Source organism: Viridibacillus sp. KH_047, from assembly GCF_057838945.1.
The window spans coordinates 3,860,193-3,878,335 of record NZ_CM174479.1 but is presented as its reverse complement, the minus strand read 5'-3'; the positions used below and the strand labels follow the sequence as shown (position 1 = coordinate 3,878,335).

Sequence of the window (18,143 nt, the reverse complement as noted above, 5' to 3'; positions counted from 1 at the left end):
AGTATTCTTGCTTAGAATAAATAAAACCTTTCTATTATCAAATATAACTGAAACTTTCTGAAGATTGTATCGTAAAATAGATATGTGAAAGGATGATCAAAATGATTGCTACATTAATAATGTCGGCGATAGTTGCAGCGGTAGCTGGACTATTAATCGTACCGATAACAAGTAAAACAAAAGATGGCGATTTGAAAGCTAAATTCAAAATCCAATTTTTTATTTTCGTATTCATAGTTGCCTTTATAGCGACAGCAACAATTTACTATGTTCTTATAATTGATCAAAACTGGACGCTTTTATGGCCAGTGATGATTGTTTTAACAGCGCTTGGAGCTTGGTCTGCAAGTGGCATAGAACGGAATATAAAAGGTATTCTGTTTTTAGGAAGCTTAGGTTTTGGTGTATATATTTTGGCAGCGCCATTATTTAATGCGAATGAAAAATATACATCAGCAGAAATGACACAAAAGGTGGAACTGAAAGCATTCGATGAAACAAAAACACCTGCGAGCGTACCACCAAAATTTGCTCGAAATAAAATGAAAAAAGCATTTAGCCAAGTACCTAATACGAGCTATTATGAATTAGGTAGTTTGCAAATTCAAAAGGTTAACGGTGAATTTGTGTATATTGCGCCTGTTGAATTCTCAGGCTTCTTTAAATGGACAAAGGGGAAAGTAACACCAGGTTATTTTAAAATGAGTGCTACAGATTCTTCAGATAATCCAAAATTCATCAAATCAGAAATGAAATATACAACTTCTTCTTTTTTAAACAATAATGTTGAGCGTCATATTCGTTTAGAAAATCCGACAAAAATCTTCTACGGTGAGCCACAACTTGAAGTAGATGATAATGGTAAACCATATTACATTCGTTCATATGGGAAATTCATCACAGCGCGTAACGGATTTGATGCAGAAGGTATTGTCATGGTCGATGCAAAAACAGGTAAATCTCAGACATTTGCTTTAAAAGATGTTCCAGCATTTATCGACGGTGCAGTTTCACCGGAAGCAGTTAGCCTTCAAAATAGCTATTTTGGTAACTATATTCACGGTTTCTGGAATAGTAAATTTGGTAAAAAAGATGTGAAATTACCTTCGGATGAAGGAACGGAAGCCAATGTTAGCCCGGTCTTTGATGAAAATGGTGAGATGTACTACTTCACAGATTTTACAAGTCCTAAAGAAGGTGTCGACTCAATGCTCGGTTATTCCTTAACAAATGGCCGCACCGGAAAGGCAACGTATTACACTGGAAGCCAAGAGGAAGCGTACATGGATTCTCAAGGTGCATTACAAATAATCGAAAAGAAATTTATCGAGAAAAAATGGCATGGTCAAATGCCAATCATCTATAACTTCTATGGTGAAGCAAGCTGGTTAACACCAGTACTCGATTCAAATGGTTTCTTACAAAATTATTTCATCGTCTCAGCTGCTAATCCTGAGCTTTCAGTTTCAGGAGCTACTCCAAATGAGGCATTAAGACAATATAAAGCTATCCTAAGTCGTGGTGGTAGTTCAGTAAACGGTAGCTCTAAGCAAGAGGAAGCTACTATTAAAGGGAAAATTGTCCGCGTTTATAAAGAGCAAAATGGCGATTTTACAACGGTATCGTTTATGTTAGATAACAAAGATAACTATAGCGTCAGCTCAGAAGTTGTACCACTAGCAATTTATCTACAAGAAGGTGACACAGTCGAAGTGAAATATATCAACTCAGGCGAAGTCTTCCTACCTGTAAAAGAGCTAGTAATTGAAGGTTTAGTAAAAGAATAAAAAACCAGCCTGTCACTAAATAGTGGCAGGTTTTTTTATGGGGTTATGAATAGTGATCTAACGAAGTGAAAGAGATGAGGCGTAGTAAAACAACTTATAATAGGTTGAACTCATAGAAAAAAGCTCTAAAACTAAGTATCCCTAATTTCAGAGCTTGCTTTATTACTTCCAAGTGAAGCCTTTTTGAGCCAAAAATTCTTTGATATGTGGTCGACGTTGTTCTATTAAGAAATCCGCCATTTGTTTTGTCCAGTTGGCCATTTTACGATTCGACCCACGGCTTGCATAGTAGGCTTCCATTGTTGCATCATACTCATCTAACAATGTGTCATATTGTTCTACATCATAAGTGTTTTCATGTAGTACAGCTTGAACTGGTAAACGAGGTTTTGTTTCATTACGTTTCGTAGGTACACCAATCGTCATAGCAAACAATGGGAATACATATTCAGGAAGTCCAAATAATTCATTAATTTCTTTTGGATTATTACGTGCTCCACCAATATAACAAATACCGTAACCTTGATCTTCAGCAGCAATAACGAAGTTTTGAGCGAAAAGTGCAACATCTGCTACACCCACAAGTACGTTCTCCGCAGAATCAGCAATAATTTCTACACCATTCTTCTGTCCCGCAACTTGCAGTCGTTTAAAATCTACACAAAATAAAAACGAAGCACCCGCTGTTCCGAATTGGAATTCATTATTCGAAAGTTCTCCAAGTTTTTTCTTCTTATTTTCATCTGTAACCCAAATGACGCTATAAGCTTGTACGAAATGCGAGCTCGCTGCCATTTGTGCTGTTTCAATTAAATCAATAACAACTTCTTTAGTAATAAGTTCGCCTGTATATTTACGCACAGAAGCGTGACTACGTAGTAATTCTCTTGCCATTATCCGAAACCCCTTTGCCAAATAATATATATTTATGTTCTATCTTTAGGCTAACATATTTTAAAGTCTACTTAAATTAAATTCATCGTTCTTAAAAGTGCATCTATTTAATTTAATGTTCAGAAAAAACAAATAAAAGTATTGACATTAGTTCGATATATCTTCTATACTTGTCAACAAGATGGAACTGAATCAAATACTCTTATCAAGAGCGGCGGAGGGATAGGCCCTGCGATGCCCAGCAACCGGTGAGCGACGAACTCACAATGGTGCTAATTCCTACAGATTTTTAATCGGATCTGACAGATAAGGGGAGGAAAAATTGCTCATGCAACCCTCTTCTTAGCGAAGGGGGTTTTTATTTTTCCATAAAATCCTCCTCACACCTCCGATTTGCCATCTCAAAAAACATTTAGGGGGAATGAATGATGACAAATTTACGTCCAGAAACTTTATTATTACACGGTGGCCAAGTGGCAGATCCAACAACAGGTGCACGTGCTGTACCAATTTATCGTACAACTGCTTACGCTTTTAATAGTACGGAGCATGCTCAAAAACTATTTGCACTTGAAGAACCCGGTAATATTTATTCTCGCATTATGAACCCAACAGTCGATGTATTCGAAAAACGAGTTGCTCTATTAGAAGGTGGAACAGCGGCGGTAGCATTATCTTCAGGAATGGCTGCTATTTCATTTTCAATTTTAAATATTGCGCGTGCAGGCGATCATGTCGTTGCTTCAGGTAGTTTATATGGCGGTACATATAATTTGTTAGCCAATACTTTACCACGCTATGGCATTACAGCTTCATTTGTAGATGAAAGAGATCCAGAAAATTTCCGTACAGCGATTCAAGAAAATACAAAAGCGATTTATGTGGAAACAATTGGTAATCCGAGTTTAACTGTAGTGGATATTGAAGCTTTGGCAAATATCGCACATGAAAATGAGATTCCATTAATTGTTGATAATACATTTCCATCACCATATGGTTCAAATCCAATAGAGTTCGGTGCTGATATTGTAGTGCACTCTGCAACAAAATGGATTGGTGGACACGGTACAGTAATCGGTGGTGTCGCTGTCGATGCTGGTAAATTTGATTGGACACAAGGGAAGTTCCCTGACTATACAGAACCAGATGCTTCTTACCATGGTATTCGTTACGGTGTTGATGCTGCTAGTGCTGCATTCGCAACTCGTTTGCGTGTCCAATTACTACGTGATTTTGGTCCAACATTAAGTCCCGACAATGCATTTCAATTAATTCAAGGTCTCGAAACATTGCATTTACGTGTACCACGACATAATGAGAATGCACAAAAAGTAGCTGAATACTTACGTAGTCATGAAAATGTTGAGTGGGTTAGCTTCAATGGCTTTGAAGAAAGTGCAACTCACGAAAATGCGAAAAAGTATTTAAAAAATGGTTTCGGATCAGTTTTAACATTCGGAATTAAAGGTGGTCGTGAAGCTGGTCGCCAGTTAATTGATAACATTGAGTTATTCTCGCATGTAGCAAATGTAGGTGATGCACGTTCGTTAATTATCCATCCTGCATCTACAACACACCAACAATTAAGTGCAGAAGAATTAGTTCAAGCGGGTGTATCTGAAGAACTTGTACGTTTATCAATTGGTTTAGAAGCAATTGAGGATATTATTGAAGCACTAGATAATGCTTTTGCAAAAGTAGCTGAAGCAGTCGTAGCAAAATAAGTATTTATATATTGAGAAAAGATCAAGACAAGGGATGACGAGGGACATTATGTCGTCCTTTTTTCTTTTTAAATCGTTATTTTTAAACTATAAACGTTATGTCGCAAAATTTAAAATACAGTTAAAGTATTGTTAGTATCGGTTTTTGTGACCTTCTAGAAAAAACAATTGTCCTCTCCGGAAAGATTTTTCTTGTAATCTGTTCATTTATAGTCTAAAATCATCAATAAGTAAAAAAATTGAAGCACATTATATTAGTAATTGATAAAATTGCTAAACGCTATTTGAAAAACTATTCGTAAGGGGATTACGGGAGAGATACGCTGTAAAGGGGTTCAATACAGTTGTACAGCAACATAATTAGTAATTAGCGATATGTCTATTTCTCTGAATTAAGTGGAAGTCAATATCATTTGGTATTGTGCTGAAACATAGACAGAATCGGAACTACAAAATGAGTTTTAAAATCTGACTTTGATGTCATCTATGCTAGATAGAGTTTGAAAACAATTTGGAGATTGAGTGTGAGATTGCAATATTATTTTTGGAGGCGATCATATGGCAGCAGTAAAGGTAGCAATTCTAGGATTTGGTACTGTAGGGCAAGGCATTTATCATATCATTAATGAAAAGCGTGAACAGTTTAAGGAAACATTAGGAGTAGATATTGAAATTGCTAAAATTTTAGTGCGTGATGTGACTAAACCACGTTCAAATGCACCTCAAGAGTTAATAACAGATAACTTTGAAGAAATTTTAGCTATTCCAGATTTACAAGTTGTATTTGAAGCAATAGTTGGGGAAGAACCCGCATTTAAATATTCAGCACGAGCAATCGAAAATGGTTGTAACGTAATTACAGCTAACAAAGTAATGTTCTCTAAACATGGTTTAGTTTTACAAGAAAAAGCGAAGCAATATGGCGTACAAGTGGGATACGAAGCAACAACTGCTGGTGGCGTTCCTGTCATTAAAACAATGCAAAATATCTTACGTGTAAATAATGTACACCATATTCAAGGAATCTTGAATGGTACATCAAACTACATCCTTACTCAAATGCGTAGTGAAGGTTTAGCATTCGATGATGTATTAAAAGATGCACAAAACCTTGGTTATGCTGAAGCGGATCCGTATAACGATATTTCGGGTCAAGATGCATTCCGAAAACTTATGATTCTTAGTGCATTAGCATTTGGTAAACAACCAAGATGGGAAGATGTTGATGTAATTGGGATTACTGAAATCACTTCTGAGCAAGTAGAAGAAGCTTCTGCGAAAGGTTTACGTTACCGTCATGTAGCAGATGTACAGTTAGGTGAAGACGGAGAGTTAATTGCTAAAGTAGGACCTGAACTAGTTGGTCCAGAACATCCACTTTACTCAATCGAGGGCGTTAATAATGCTGTTGCTCTTGATACAAACTACATTGGGACACTAACTCTTGTAGGACCTGGAGCAGGAATGTTCCCAACTGCAAGTGTAATGGTTGAAGATTATGCAGATATGCTAGCTAAACAAACAGCACCTGTTACAATCTAATTAAATGTTAGAGTGGCAATCAGTTGCTAGCTTCTACATATCGTAAACACCAGTGGCTATTGTAAAATGCCATTGGTGTTTTAATTTTCTATCTATATAATCCAAATCAAAAAGACAGCTCTTGGCTGTCTTTTAGTCTTCATCTTTAATATCAATATCTTCTGGAATGGGCGTGTTCTTCCAAATTTCAATTTCTTCTTTGATACGTTCAAGTTGTTCATGGTAACGCTCAAATTGGTCACTGCTGATTAAAAATTGTTCGCCATCGTGAACGGCATGAATGCGACCTTCTAGGATGTAACGCATCACTTGTTGCTCTGGCATTGAGATATCTTTCGCTGTATCTGCGACGGTTTTGTACATAATTCAATGCCTCCTTTTGCCTTCATTATAATAGATGAAACTGTTTGCCTCAACTTTCAGAATTTATGGTATATTTATGAAAAGATACATAAGGAGTGAGCTGTTAAGTGAGTATATTACCGTATGCCTTTGTGTTATTGGCAGCCGTTTTATGGGGAACAGTTGGTACTACGCAGACATTTTTAACAGATGGTATTAATCCTCTTACTGTTGCCATGATGCGATCAACAGTTGGAGGCGGCACTTTATTGTTCATAGCTATTTTAATGAGAAAGATAAAATTTCGCCATTGGGCTTGGAAGTATACATTTTTTGCGGCACTATCGATGGCCCTGTTCCAACCACTATTTTTTTCATCGGTACGTTTGACAGGCGTAGCAATTGGAACAGTCGTAGCGATTGGGAGTTCTCCAGTATTTGCAGGTTTAATTGATTGGCTTTATTTCAAAAATAAACCGACACGCACATGGGGAATAGCCACATTACTTGCGATAGTTGGTTGTGTATTATTGTTTGTAAATAAAGGAGAGGCAACTGTCAATCCGGTTGGTATTGCCATGGCTCTATGTGCAGGAACAGCTTTTGCAATCTATACACATGTGAGCAAAGCATTAATGGAAAAAGAAGAAGCATTGCCAGCGGTGGCGATGACATTCTCGATCAGTGCGTTATTATTGTGTCCAATCTCATTAGTGTATGGAATTGAATGGGTCGGGCAAAGTGCAAACTGGTTACCATTAGCATTCATGGGCGTATTCGGTACGAGTATCGCGTATTTGTTATTTTTAACGGGCTTGCAAAAAATATCATCGTCTTCAGCAGTGACACTATCACTAGGAGAACCATTAACGGCTGCTATACTCGGTGTATTTCTAGTAGGTGAATACCTAAGTGTAACGGCATGGATTGGTGTTGCGATGCTACTTGGTGGTATTTTAGTGATTACATTTGGCGGTCGTGTTAAGAAGGTTAATAAAATTTTAGCTACTTAGTTAAGGCTAAGTAGCTTTTTTGTGGGGAAAATGAAGTATAGATATGAGTAGTGTGTGCTATTTTCGGTATTATGAAAGAGAATTAGGACGTGAATATTCTGCTAAATAACAAAGGGTGGAGTTAGTGCAACAAACAGTCGAGTTAGTGCAACAACCAACCGAGATAGCACAACAAACAGTCGAGTTGATGCAACAAACAACTGAGTTAGCGCAACAAACAAGATTTTTATTAAGATATCCAGTGCTTGTCGAGTCTAAACGAGCGCCTTCAGCATTTATTAAAAACCTTAAGAATTTCTTCATTTTTGTGATAAGGTGGTCTTAAGATTTGATGTGTATTATAAATGTTATAGAACTACGAAATTAGTGAATGAGTAAAATATATATTTGAATTTGTTGAGGGATGAGGTGCGAGAGATGGCAGAATATACGGTTCTTGTAACGGATGATGACCAGGATATTCGTGATGGAATTGAGATTTATTTAAAAAATGAGGGCTACAACGTATTAAAGGCAGCGGACGGGCTCGAGGCGTTGGAGATACTTTCAGAAAATGAAGTACATTTAATAATTTTAGATATTATGATGCCTAAGATGGACGGGATTACAGCGACATTTAAAATTCGCGAGGAGCGTAACATTCCTATAATAATGTTGAGTGCGAAGGCGGAGGATTCAGATAAAATACATGGTTTGTCAGTCGGGGCCGATGATTATGTGACGAAGCCATTTCATCCGATGGAGCTTGTGGCGCGTGTGAAATCGCAAATGCGCCGTTATGTGAAACTTGGGACGTATAATGAGCAACAATCGAAAATTGCAGTGCAAGGATTAGTGCTGGATCAGGAATCCAAAGAAGTAACGCTTGATGGGGATTCAGTGAAACTAACACCAATTGAGTTTAAGATAACTGAACTATTGATGGCGAATGCTGGTCGTGTATTTTCGATTCAGGAAATTTACGAGCGTGTTTGGAACGAGCCTGCATACAATGCGGAAAATATAGTGGCTGTGCATATTCGGAAGATAAGAGAAAAAATAGAGGTGGATCCAAAAAATCCACGTTTTTTAAAGGTGGTGTGGGGCATTGGCTACAAAATCGAGAAATAATAATGCGTTTTTATGGTCAATCCTTGCATTATTTATAGCGGTCATTAGCCTGACGTATTGCTTATCTTTTATTTTAGATTTAGTAGATTTAAGCTTTGCAAGAACGACTAGGACATTTGCTCAGCTAATAAGATGGATGGGAGGGGATTAATAATGAAAAGCAATTCTAGAAGGCTTTTTAGTTTGTTTCTACTAACAATTGTTGTGTTCAGTGTTTATTCATTAGTTCAGAAGGGTCAGGAGTATATAGGTAAGGATTATTTTGATTCCGAAGTTTTCCAATCTAAGTTATATGAGTTTACAAACAATATCGGGCCTCTTCTGTTAAACCCTATTGATGCTGATGAGGCGAAAAAGGCCATTACTGTGACAGATAATGAAATCGAAGAACATCGTACTAGATATGGTAGTTTGAGCGAACAAATTGAGAATATTAATAGTCAATACGAAGACCGTATTTCTGAAGCAATCGATTCTAAGTCAACAAAAGTGAAAGCAGCTTTGATTAAAGAACGCGATGCTAAAATAGATGATATTACGAAAAATTTTGAAGACGATGAGCATATTAAAGCTAAAATTATTGACAGTAAGAAAAGAGCCATAGATGATTACGTGGCAAATGTAAGTAGAGAAAAAAGGGATTTATTGAATAACTATCGCTTTTTTGCTTTTAAATTTACTGATGTGGATACACAGAAAACAACTACATTTGGTGATGTAGATAGTCCTGCTGCATTTAGTATTAAATTTGGAAAAGGAAAAGAATTACTTAAGTCGAATAGTATTAATAGCAATTATTCAAATGATTATGGGGATTCTTGGTATGATGATTCAGATAGTGTATCGACAAGGCTAGAGCCAAGTGATATCGACCAAGCACTTATTGATAAAACGTACCAGTACGAAGGGCTAATCACAATTCCAAAGAATGCATTGGAAAATGCAGAATTTGCTACAGACTATAAAGCATTTAAAGCAAACCAAATTTGGTACTCTATTATTTGGGGGTTAGGTTTAGTAAGTTTAGTAATATTATTGGCAACTTGGAAATCAAATAAGAAAGCCATTCTAGAAAATAATAATGCTGCTCACTGGATTCGCCGATGGTCGATTGATGTACGAATAATAAGTCTACTTGTTACGATATGGGCTCTGTTTATAGGCTTGTTATTGGTAGAAGATGGGATTGAATATAGTTATTATCATATTAGCGTGTACCAGTTAATCAGATTTGGCTTTGCTTTTGTATTATTATATTTCATTTTATGGATATTCCTTGTACAGTTAGTATCTGTTTTAGAAGATCTAAGTAGCGAAGAGAAACGTGTGAAAGCATATCAGAATAGTTTAGCAAGAAAAGCTTTTGAGAAGTTACAGGATTTATTCTTAAATCGTAGCATCGGTTTCCAATCAGTTATTCTACTTGGAATTATTTTCTTGGGAGGATTAGGCTTTGCTAGCGCGTTTGTAGACACATCTATATTTATACTCATATACATTCCGCTGTTTCTATTCATCCTACTACCAGCGACGCTTCTATTCTTAACCCGAATGAGTTATTTAAATCGTATTATGAAAGAAACAGAGCAAATGGCTGCAGGTCGTTTGAGCAATGAAATTAAGATACAAGGTAAGTCAGCTCTTGCTACTCATGCCAAAAATCTAAATGATTTACGTGATGGTGTTCGCACGTCGATTTCTGAGCAGGCAAAAAGTGAGCGTCTAAAAACAGAACTAATCACTAATGTTAGTCATGATTTGCGTACACCATTAACATCGATTATTACGTACACTGATTTATTAAAAAAACCAAATGTCACAGAAGAAGAACGCAATTCATATATTGCAATTTTAGATAAAAAATCACAGCGTTTAAAAACGCTTATCGAAGATTTATTTGAAGTTTCGAAAATGGCTTCGGGCAATATTGAGCTTCATAAACAACGGGTCGATTTGAATCAGTTGTTACAACAAGCTCTTGCTGAACATGAAGAGGATATAACAAAATCTGCGTTAGATTTCCGTGTGAATACACCAGATGGGCCGTTATTTGCATATGTTGATGGTCAAAAGTGGTGGAGAGTACTGGATAATTTAATCGTCAACACGCTGAAATATGCACTAGAAGGTACACGCGTCTATGTGACTCTTCGTCAGCACAATGGTGAAGCTGAATTTGTTATAAAAAATGTAACGAAATATGAGATTGGTGAAAATGTTGAGGAGCTTTATGAACGCTTCAAGCGAGCAGATGCTTCTCGTCATACAGATGGATCAGGTCTTGGCTTAGCCATTGCACAATCAATTGTAGATTTACATGGTGCTCGTATGAAAATTGAAGTAGATGGAGACTTGTTTAAAGTAACAGTAAATGTAGTATCCGTTTATTAATAAGTAAACCCAGACTGCTATGACGCAATCTGGGTTTTCACTGTTATGTGAGGTCTTCCCATTTATTAATGTACTTTAATTGATACATAGCTTCAGTTGACCTTTGGAAATAGGAAGCGGCTTTTTTATATTCATGATGCTCATAAAGTAAATTGCCTAAAAGAATAGCGTATTTTTGAACGTTTTTAATGTCATTGATTCGTTGGAAATGGTCGATGGCATTGGCGATCAGCTTTTCGTCAAAGGGAATTAACTGATGTTTCATTTTGAAAATTTCAAAGTGATATAAATAGGTTGTTGTATTGTCAGTTAATTCATTTTCCTTTATAAGGTCTAGCCCTTTTTCGCACCATTTACGCACGTAATCTTCTTGTTTTAATTTAGAGTATTCTTTAATGATTGAATGGATAGTTATGAGAATACTAAGAGGCTCTGTTTTAGCATTATAGCTTTTCTTGTAAAAAGTAATAGCTTTTTTTGCATGCCCTTGGAGAGCAAAGATAAAACCCATGTTCTGCGACAGTAAACTTTCAAATTGTTGAAGCTGATGCTGATGACAGAAGAGCGAAGTATCTTCTAATATTTGCTCTGCACTAGCGTAGTGACCATTTTGAATGTATGTTGCGGCAATTAAAGTTTTACAATCAACTGAGCGTGCGAAGTATCCTAGTGATTCGTATATAGCACTAGATTTCTTTGCATAATTAAGCGCGTTTAAGTTTTGGTTTAAGGAATAATAATTTAAAGCTAATATATAATAATAATCGGCTTTTTCCCAATCTTCTAATTGGATATTAGGTAATAAATTTATAGATGATTCTAAATAGGAAAGTGCTTTTATATAATTACTTTTTCTAAAATGATAGATATTAGCATTGACGTTATAGATAAAACTTTGACGTTCATCTAAATTTTCTTCCATGGCATAAAAGGCTGTTAAAAAGTGTTCTATTTCATCTAGAGGTTGTTTAGAGACTAAAAAAAGTCTGAACAAATACAGATTATAATAGTAAAAATTTTTGGGTTCATCAAACCTAATTTCAAAGTTCATATAATGGTTAACTTTGTCCTTAGCAGCTTGCTCGTTACGAGTTAGCACAATAGATTTGTAATTTTCGTAAAGATTAGCCATAATCTGCTCTTCGTTTTCTTGTGAAAAGTAATTTAGATTAATTTGTAAACGCGCAATTAAGTCGTTCAGTACTTCGGGAGAGGGAGATTTGTTGCCATTTTCGATCTTACTTAAATAAGATGTAGAACAAATATCTTCAGCAAGTACTTTTTGTTTCATGTTTTGTTTTATACGTTCAGATTTAATAATTCGCCCAATATTTTGCATATATATACCTTCCATAAATTATACTATTTTGGATATTACACTATTAAAATAATTTTAGAATCGGTAAAAAGAGTGATTTTGTGTGACGAAAATTATTATTTGTAGAGACTAAACTCATAGATGTAGGAAAATTTAGATAATTCTTTAAAAATTGTGGTATTAAAACATCATATTATTACTTATTATCACAAAATAGGGGATTTATTAAAATGAATTATTGTTTCCAACATCACTTACTTCGCTAAATGATGTTGGAACGCGTATACGACTGCTTGAGTACGATCTTGTACTTCAAGTTTAGCTAATATATTACTGACGTGTGTTTTGACCGTTTTCAAGGCAATGAAGAGTTCGTTAGCAATATCTTGATTGGCCTTTCCTTGTGCAATTAAAAGGAGGATTTCTCTTTCACGTTCAGTTAAATCTTCATGAAGAGGTCGATCGGTTTGACGTAACCGCTTCATCATTTTACTCGTTACTTCAGGCTCTAAAACAGGGGTACCATTTGCAGTTTGACGGATAGCATCAGCGATTTGCTTTGCATTAGTTGTTTTGAGCAAGTAGCTAATAGCCCCAGCTTCTAAAGCTGGGTAAACTTTATCGTCATCTAAGAAGCTTGTCACTATCATGATTTTGGCTTGTGGCCACTCTTTAATAATTGCAGCAGTAGCTTCAGCACCTGTCATAATGGGCATTACCATATCCATTAAAATAATATCAGGTCGATGTTTTAACGATAGGTCAAACGCTTCTTGCCCATTAGTAGCTTCTGCAACTACCTCCATATCAGGTTGTGCTTGAAGATAAGCTGATACACCGATCCGTACCATTTCATGGTCATCCGCTAATAATATTCGAATCATCTGGTTCATGCTCCTTCTCTACTGGAATCTTTACTTCTATAACTGTTCCTTGATTTGGAACGGAAACAATTTTACAAGTACCACCAATTTCGATGGCACGTTCTTCAATGTTTTTTAAACCATATGAGCCGGCTTTTTCATCATACTCTTGGAAGCCAACCCCATTGTCTTGTACACGGAAAATAGCAAGGTTATCACGTTCCACCAGTAAAATGTCAACTTCAGTTGCTTTTGCATGGCGTAAAGTGTTGGATAAGGTTTCTTGAGCAATCCGAAATAAATGGTCTTCCGCACCTTTTTGTAAAGAAACTTCTTCTAATCGATGATGTATGTTGAAGAAAACTTTTTGCTTTAATTCAAACAATAAATCTTCAAGACCTTGAGCAAGTGATTTGTTGTGCAAGGCAGCCGGTCGTAAATGTAATAATAAAGCGCGCATTTCCAGTTGTGCTTGTTGTACAATTGTCTCTGTTTGTTTTAATGGTTTTGTGAAATGTAATGGTAAATCTTCAGGTGCCGTTTCATTGACCGTTGATAATAACATAGAGGCTGCAAATAATTGTTGAGATACGGAATCATGCAATTCGCGAGCAAGGCGCTGTCTTTCTTGAATGATTCGCTCTTGAATTATTTTATCCTCAGCCTCAGCTCTTTCATTTGTAATTCGTTGGAGACTTTTCCGTTGGGTAATGATTAGGTCTTCAACAGACTCAATAGATTTATGAACATTTTTAGATAAATATTTTGTTGATACGGGTGTATTTTTATCCGTTTGTATTAAGGATTGTAGTACATTTGCTAATTCTTTTTCTTTGCTTTGCGTTAATGAAATAGACCAAATAGCAATACTTATGCTGAAAATAGCTAATAATGTTGCAATCCACAAACCAAGTGGTAGTTCTAAATAATATAACTTCCATAGAGGGGACCAAGTATCTAATTCAGGAAATCCCCATAAAATGAAGAAAACGAATAAAACAATCGCAATTTCGATAAGGAAAATGGATAGAAATCTCGGGAAAAGTGATTTCATTTACGAATCACCTCAACATCCCCGAATAAAGTTGATACAGTAATAATCAGCTCAACAGTATGTTCAATTTCTTGATTATAGCCGTCCTTCATCGAAATTGTTTTATTCCATAAACGTGGTATTTTGTTGCCGAAAAGCTGAACATCACCAACTAGAGTATTAAAATGAATTCGTACTGGAACTTCATAGGGTACGGCAATTCTCACTTTTCCAAAGCCTTGACGAACTGATATAAGGGAAGTACCTTTCGGTAAAAGTGTTTGTGTTGTATCAATTGTTAAATCACCAACAATCCCTTGCACATGAATATCTTGCCATTCATAAGCGTTTGTAGGGGTCCTTTGAAAAGAGAATGCTTTATTTTGAATAATCGATTGGGCACCGATTTGATTGGGATCAAATTGCTCTGGTAGTGATATTGAGATTGGAGACCCTTTTTTTAGTTGCCATAAAATATATAAAAGTGTTGCTACGACAAGTATGCGTAAACTCCACATTGAAAATAATGAAATGATACTGATAACAGTACCCAACCAAAATAACCATTTTCGGCGTTTACTAATGCTCATATAAATCATTACGATGCCAAGAAGGGCGAAAATAATGCTACCATTACCGAAAAACGTCACTTCGATAAAGACTAGCAATAACGAGATGATAAGTAACATCGTCAGTTTATTTGTTGTAATTTGATTCATATTGTTCCTCCTTCTTCGCATCATGATGTTTATTTAATAGAAAAACTCAAAGGAGAAGGGCATCTGCCTTTCTCCTTTTTAGTATAACTGGCCTTCCAAAGAAGTCTAGTATTAGCTTAATTTTTCTTCGATAATTGTATTCGGTTGAGGCTCATTTTTTTCTAACATTGCTAGACGTTGCTCCATAGATGAAATCTCATGCTCTTGATCAATTTTTTGCCCTAGACGCTCAATATAAGCCTCCATAGATTCGAAAGTTTCCAAACGTTTACCGACTTGCCCGTTTGTTTCTGGGTTTAAAACACGATCCATCTGATTATGAGCACGTGTGACATTTTCTTTCCCCATTAATTGGAGCTGACGAACTTTCATATCTTTAATTTTATGTTTCATTTCTTCGTATTTGCGTTCCAAACCAAATAATTCTTCAGTTGCTTTATTTATGCTGTCTTTTAATATGATTTGTCGGTTTGCATAAGCAGTCATTTCTTGTTCTGCAAAGCTGATTAAATCTTCTTCGCCACTTAGTTTAGCAAGTTCGGCTTGCTTTTGGCGCTTATTGAACATTTCCATTGCTACTGCTAGCTCGTTTTCGAGTTGTTTTTTTAGAGATGCTTGACGTTCTAACCATTTACCTGTCTGCTCTGTTTGCTTTTCAGCTTCACGGATATACTGATTTAGCATAGCAATTGGGTTTTTAGCTTCCTTTTTATCAAATACTGAATGTAAGTCGGCCTCAAGTGTATATTTTAAACGTTGTAGTAAGTTTGCCATTTTTAAATTCCCCCTTATTTTGTTAATTCATCCCATTGGTTTTCGAAATTTGTGAATGGATCATCTGTTTTTGCAGTGATGATTTTCGTTTTTTCTTTACCGTCCCATTTACGAATGATATACCAAAGTACAACGATTGCGATTAAGCCGATAAAGCTAGGGATATTCGCTATAGCTGTTAGTAAACCTGCGATTGCAACAAGAGCCCAGATGATTTTTGTAAATGTTGATTCACTCTTTAAGTAGAAGTGAATACCTGCATATAGGATGGCTCCTGAAATGGCCAATCCTGCCATAGCTCCAAGTGAACATAAAATTGTGATAGCGGCGATGACGCCGATGATAAATAATCCGACTTTTTTCATAAGTTAGTGCCTCCCTTCGTTTGTACCTTTATATTACGCTAGGATTGTTCTTGGACAAACGGCCCTGAAATGCATTTTTAACTAAGACCAGAGACGTAGAAATTACTAGGTATGCTTCTAACAAGTCGTCATTAAGATGAAATGCTATACTAGCAGGAAAAGGAATAAGGAGGAATTTTATGGGGAAAAGAATTGGGTTTGGATTAATCGCGTTTCTACTATATAATGCACTAGTTTTCTATTTAGGATGGAATGTCTATACGTGGCTCCATGTAGCTTTTTCTTTTGAGGGATCAGTCATTTTTGGAGTGATTTGGACTATCGTGGCTTATAGCATTCTGATTGAACGCATTCATCATAAGTTACGTTTATTTAAAATTATTGGAAGCTATTGGATGATTATTATTCAGTATGGCCTGTTGTTATTCCCACTAGCGAATTTACTTGTATGGCTCTTACCAGATTCACAAATAAAATGGGTTGGTTATGTTGTTGCCGTATTATTACTCATCATTGTAGCTTTCGGTAGCTATATGGCGTACTCACCAGTTGTAAGAAATCTTACTATTGAAATTCAAAAAGCTAATCCTGTACAAAAACCATTAAGAATGGTTATAGGATCAGACTTTCATTTAGGTATTTTATCGAATAAAGCCCATTTAGAACGTTTTGTGAAATTGTCTAATGAAGCAAAACCAGATGTTGTCTTTCTAGTTGGAGATTTAGTTGATGATGATCCCATTTGGTATGTGGAATATGGGATGAGTGAAGTGATGAAGCAATTGAAGAGTACATACGGTGTATATGGCGTTTTAGGTAATCATGAATACTATGGACGTAAAATTCCATTATTTGTTCATGAAATGGCTGAATCTGGCGTAAACATTTTACAAGATGAAACAATTCTAGTGGCAGATTCGTTTTATGTTACAGGAAGAGAAGACAAAACTAATGGAGATCGAGCTTCGCTAGAAACGTTAGCAACAACCGTTGATCACAAGCTACCTTGGATTGTTATGGACCATACGCCTACGGATATTGAAACACCAAGCAAGCTTGGTGTAGATGTACATTTATCAGGACATACACATTTAGGACAAATGTGGCCCAATCAATACATTACACGAAAAACGTTCGAACACGATTATGGGTATAAATTAAAGGCAACAACGCATACAATCGTGTCATCAGGGTTCGGATTTTGGGGACCACCAATTCGGACGAATAGCCGTTCAGAAATGTGGGTTGTAGATGTAGAGTTTTGTAAGTGATTTTTAACATAATGGTAAAAGTTAAATGAGGTATATTGTGGTATGATAGTTTAGCTAGAAATGGCGTGAGGATTCGGCATTTCAATTATTAAAAGAATAAGGAGATATTATGGACTTTATTGAATTATTAAAGGCTCTTATACTGGGCTTAGTAGAAGGTATGACGGAGTTTGCACCCGTGTCATCAACAGGACATATGATCATTGTAGATGATATGTGGTTGAAAACCGAAGAATTTTTAGGAATGTATTCTGCTAATACATTTAAAATTGTCGTACAGTTAGGCTCTATTTTAGCGGTTGTCGTAGTCATGTGGAAGCGATTATTAAGTTTAGTGGGTCTGTATAAAATTAAAGGTCAACCAGCAAATCGTAAATTTAACTTAATACATGTTATTGTAGGAATGTTACCTGCAGTTATTTTAGGATTTGCGTTTAAAGATTATATTGATGACTATTTGTTTGGAGTAAAACCGGTTATTTTCAGCTTAGTAGCTGGAGCGATTTTAATGATTGTTGCAGATAAATTTGGGCCGAAAAGACCGTCAGTTACTACTTTAGATAAAATTTCATACGGTCAAGCGTTAAAGATTGGTTTAGTACAATGTTTATCATTATGGCCAGGGTTTTCACGCTCAGGTGCGACCATTTCAGGTGGGGTATTATTAGGTTTAGATCATAAAACGGCAGCGGACTTTACATTTATCATGGCAGTGCCAATCATGGCTGGTGCTAGTTTAGTATCTGTTTTGAAAAACTGGCAGCACATGTCGATGGACTATATTGGATTTTACGCAGTAGGATTCGTCAGTGCCTTTGTTTTTGCGCTATTATCGATTAAATTCTTCTTAATACTTATCGATAAAATAAAATTAACACCATTTGCCATCTATCGAATTATTTTAGCGATTGTATTAGCAATTATCGTATTTTAATAAAAATTGAGTCTACCTTTTTAAAAAAGGGTAGGCTCTTTTTATATAAAAAAATTGTATATC

At 35.9% G+C, this 18,143-nt stretch carries 18 protein-coding genes and 1 riboswitch; of the genes, 10 read left to right on the top strand and 8 right to left on the bottom strand.

The genetic code is table 11. The features are described from left to right. Positions 1-101 precede the first annotated feature (101 nt). Positions 102-1,787: a hypothetical protein gene (locus AC3IS5_RS18945; RefSeq protein WP_489425781.1), complete on the top strand. Its 1,686-nt coding sequence runs from the start codon at positions 102-104 to the stop codon at positions 1,785-1,787. 162 nt (positions 1,788-1,949) lie between these two features. Here AC3IS5_RS18945 and AC3IS5_RS18940 read toward each other — a convergent pair whose 3' ends face one another. Beyond that, positions 1,950-2,681 carry an NADPH-dependent oxidoreductase gene (locus tag AC3IS5_RS18940; protein WP_489425780.1) on the bottom strand — a complete coding sequence of 244 codons (732 nt, stop codon included), beginning with the start codon at positions 2,679-2,681 and terminating at the stop codon, positions 1,950-1,952. A gap of 199 nt (positions 2,682-2,880) precedes the next feature. Next, a riboswitch (SAM riboswitch) is annotated at positions 2,881-2,994 on the top strand. A gap of 115 nt (positions 2,995-3,109) precedes the next feature. On the opposite strand from AC3IS5_RS18940, the gene AC3IS5_RS18935 reads away from it, so the two are divergent. Together AC3IS5_RS18935 and AC3IS5_RS18930 are read left to right on the top strand one after the other, a co-directional pair. Beyond that, positions 3,110-4,405, top strand: coding sequence for an O-acetylhomoserine aminocarboxypropyltransferase/cysteine synthase family protein (locus AC3IS5_RS18935; RefSeq protein WP_489427940.1), 1,296 nt, complete (start codon positions 3,110-3,112; stop codon positions 4,403-4,405). A 558-nt stretch (positions 4,406-4,963) separates the two neighbouring features. Next, a complete protein-coding gene (locus AC3IS5_RS18930) occupies positions 4,964-5,947 on the top strand; it encodes a homoserine dehydrogenase (protein WP_489425779.1) in 984 nt (327 codons plus the stop codon). A 132-nt stretch (positions 5,948-6,079) separates the two neighbouring features. Here the strand turns inward: AC3IS5_RS18930 and AC3IS5_RS18925 are convergent, their stop codons facing one another. Further along, the gene (locus AC3IS5_RS18925) at positions 6,080-6,310 is read right to left on the bottom strand and encodes a hypothetical protein (protein ID WP_053418039.1); all 231 of its coding nucleotides are present in this window, start codon (positions 6,308-6,310) and stop codon (positions 6,080-6,082) included. 113 nt (positions 6,311-6,423) lie between these two features. Between AC3IS5_RS18925 and AC3IS5_RS18920 the strand changes: the two genes are divergently transcribed. The 5 genes from AC3IS5_RS18920 to AC3IS5_RS18900 all read left to right on the top strand — a co-directional run bounded on the left by AC3IS5_RS18920 (position 6,424) and on the right by AC3IS5_RS18900 (position 10,803). Next, positions 6,424-7,302: an EamA family transporter gene (locus tag AC3IS5_RS18920; protein WP_489427939.1), complete on the top strand. Its 879-nt coding sequence runs from the start codon at positions 6,424-6,426 to the stop codon at positions 7,300-7,302. Positions 7,303-7,426: 124 nt separating this feature from the next. Beyond that, a complete protein-coding gene (locus AC3IS5_RS18915; RefSeq protein ID WP_489425778.1) occupies positions 7,427-7,627 on the top strand; it encodes a hypothetical protein in 201 nt (66 codons plus the stop codon). A 92-nt stretch (positions 7,628-7,719) separates the two neighbouring features. Next, a complete protein-coding gene (locus AC3IS5_RS18910; RefSeq protein WP_489425777.1) occupies positions 7,720-8,412 on the top strand; it encodes a response regulator transcription factor in 693 nt (230 codons plus the stop codon). Continuing rightward, complete coding sequence (locus AC3IS5_RS18905; protein ID WP_489425776.1) at positions 8,390-8,563, top strand: hypothetical protein; 174 nt, start codon at positions 8,390-8,392, stop codon at positions 8,561-8,563. Before AC3IS5_RS18910 ends, AC3IS5_RS18905 begins: the two co-directional genes overlap by 23 nt. A 2-nt stretch (positions 8,564-8,565) precedes the next feature. After that, the gene (locus AC3IS5_RS18900) at positions 8,566-10,803 is read left to right on the top strand and encodes a HAMP domain-containing sensor histidine kinase (protein ID WP_489425775.1); all 2,238 of its coding nucleotides are present in this window, start codon (positions 8,566-8,568) and stop codon (positions 10,801-10,803) included. A gap of 43 nt (positions 10,804-10,846) precedes the next feature. Here AC3IS5_RS18900 and AC3IS5_RS18895 read toward each other — a convergent pair whose 3' ends face one another. The 6 genes from AC3IS5_RS18895 to AC3IS5_RS18870 all read right to left on the bottom strand — a co-directional run bounded on the left by AC3IS5_RS18895 (position 10,847) and on the right by AC3IS5_RS18870 (position 15,875). Beyond that, entirely contained in the window at positions 10,847-12,142 is a 1,296-nt protein-coding gene (locus tag AC3IS5_RS18895; RefSeq protein WP_489425774.1) for a helix-turn-helix domain-containing protein, read from the bottom strand. A 233-nt stretch (positions 12,143-12,375) separates the two neighbouring features. Beyond that, on the bottom strand, positions 12,376-13,005 hold the full coding sequence (locus AC3IS5_RS18890; protein ID WP_489425773.1) for a response regulator: 630 nt from the start codon (positions 13,003-13,005) through the stop codon (positions 12,376-12,378). After that, positions 12,980-14,038: a sensor histidine kinase gene (locus tag AC3IS5_RS18885; protein WP_489425772.1), complete on the bottom strand. Its 1,059-nt coding sequence runs from the start codon at positions 14,036-14,038 to the stop codon at positions 12,980-12,982. The genes AC3IS5_RS18890 and AC3IS5_RS18885 overlap by 26 nt, the downstream gene beginning before the upstream one ends. Further along, a complete protein-coding gene (liaF, locus tag AC3IS5_RS18880) occupies positions 14,035-14,736 on the bottom strand; it encodes a cell wall-active antibiotics response protein LiaF (RefSeq protein ID WP_489425771.1) in 702 nt (233 codons plus the stop codon). Before liaF ends, AC3IS5_RS18885 begins: the two co-directional genes overlap by 4 nt. Positions 14,737-14,847: 111 nt before the next feature. Next, positions 14,848-15,510 carry a PspA/IM30 family protein gene (locus AC3IS5_RS18875; protein ID WP_489425770.1) on the bottom strand — a complete coding sequence of 221 codons (663 nt, stop codon included), beginning with the start codon at positions 15,508-15,510 and terminating at the stop codon, positions 14,848-14,850. Positions 15,511-15,524: 14 nt separating this feature from the next. Then, entirely contained in the window at positions 15,525-15,875 is a 351-nt protein-coding gene (locus AC3IS5_RS18870) for a lmo0954 family membrane protein (protein ID WP_489425769.1), read from the bottom strand. Positions 15,876-16,054: 179 nt separating this feature from the next. On the opposite strand from AC3IS5_RS18870, the gene AC3IS5_RS18865 reads away from it, so the two are divergent. Beyond that, positions 16,055-17,146, top strand: coding sequence for a metallophosphoesterase (locus AC3IS5_RS18865; protein ID WP_489425768.1), 1,092 nt, complete (start codon positions 16,055-16,057; stop codon positions 17,144-17,146). Between the two features lie 109 nt (positions 17,147-17,255). Continuing rightward, positions 17,256-18,080, top strand: a complete 825-nt coding sequence (locus tag AC3IS5_RS18860; protein ID WP_489425767.1) for an undecaprenyl-diphosphate phosphatase — start codon at positions 17,256-17,258, stop codon at positions 18,078-18,080. Positions 18,081-18,143 lie beyond the last annotated feature (63 nt).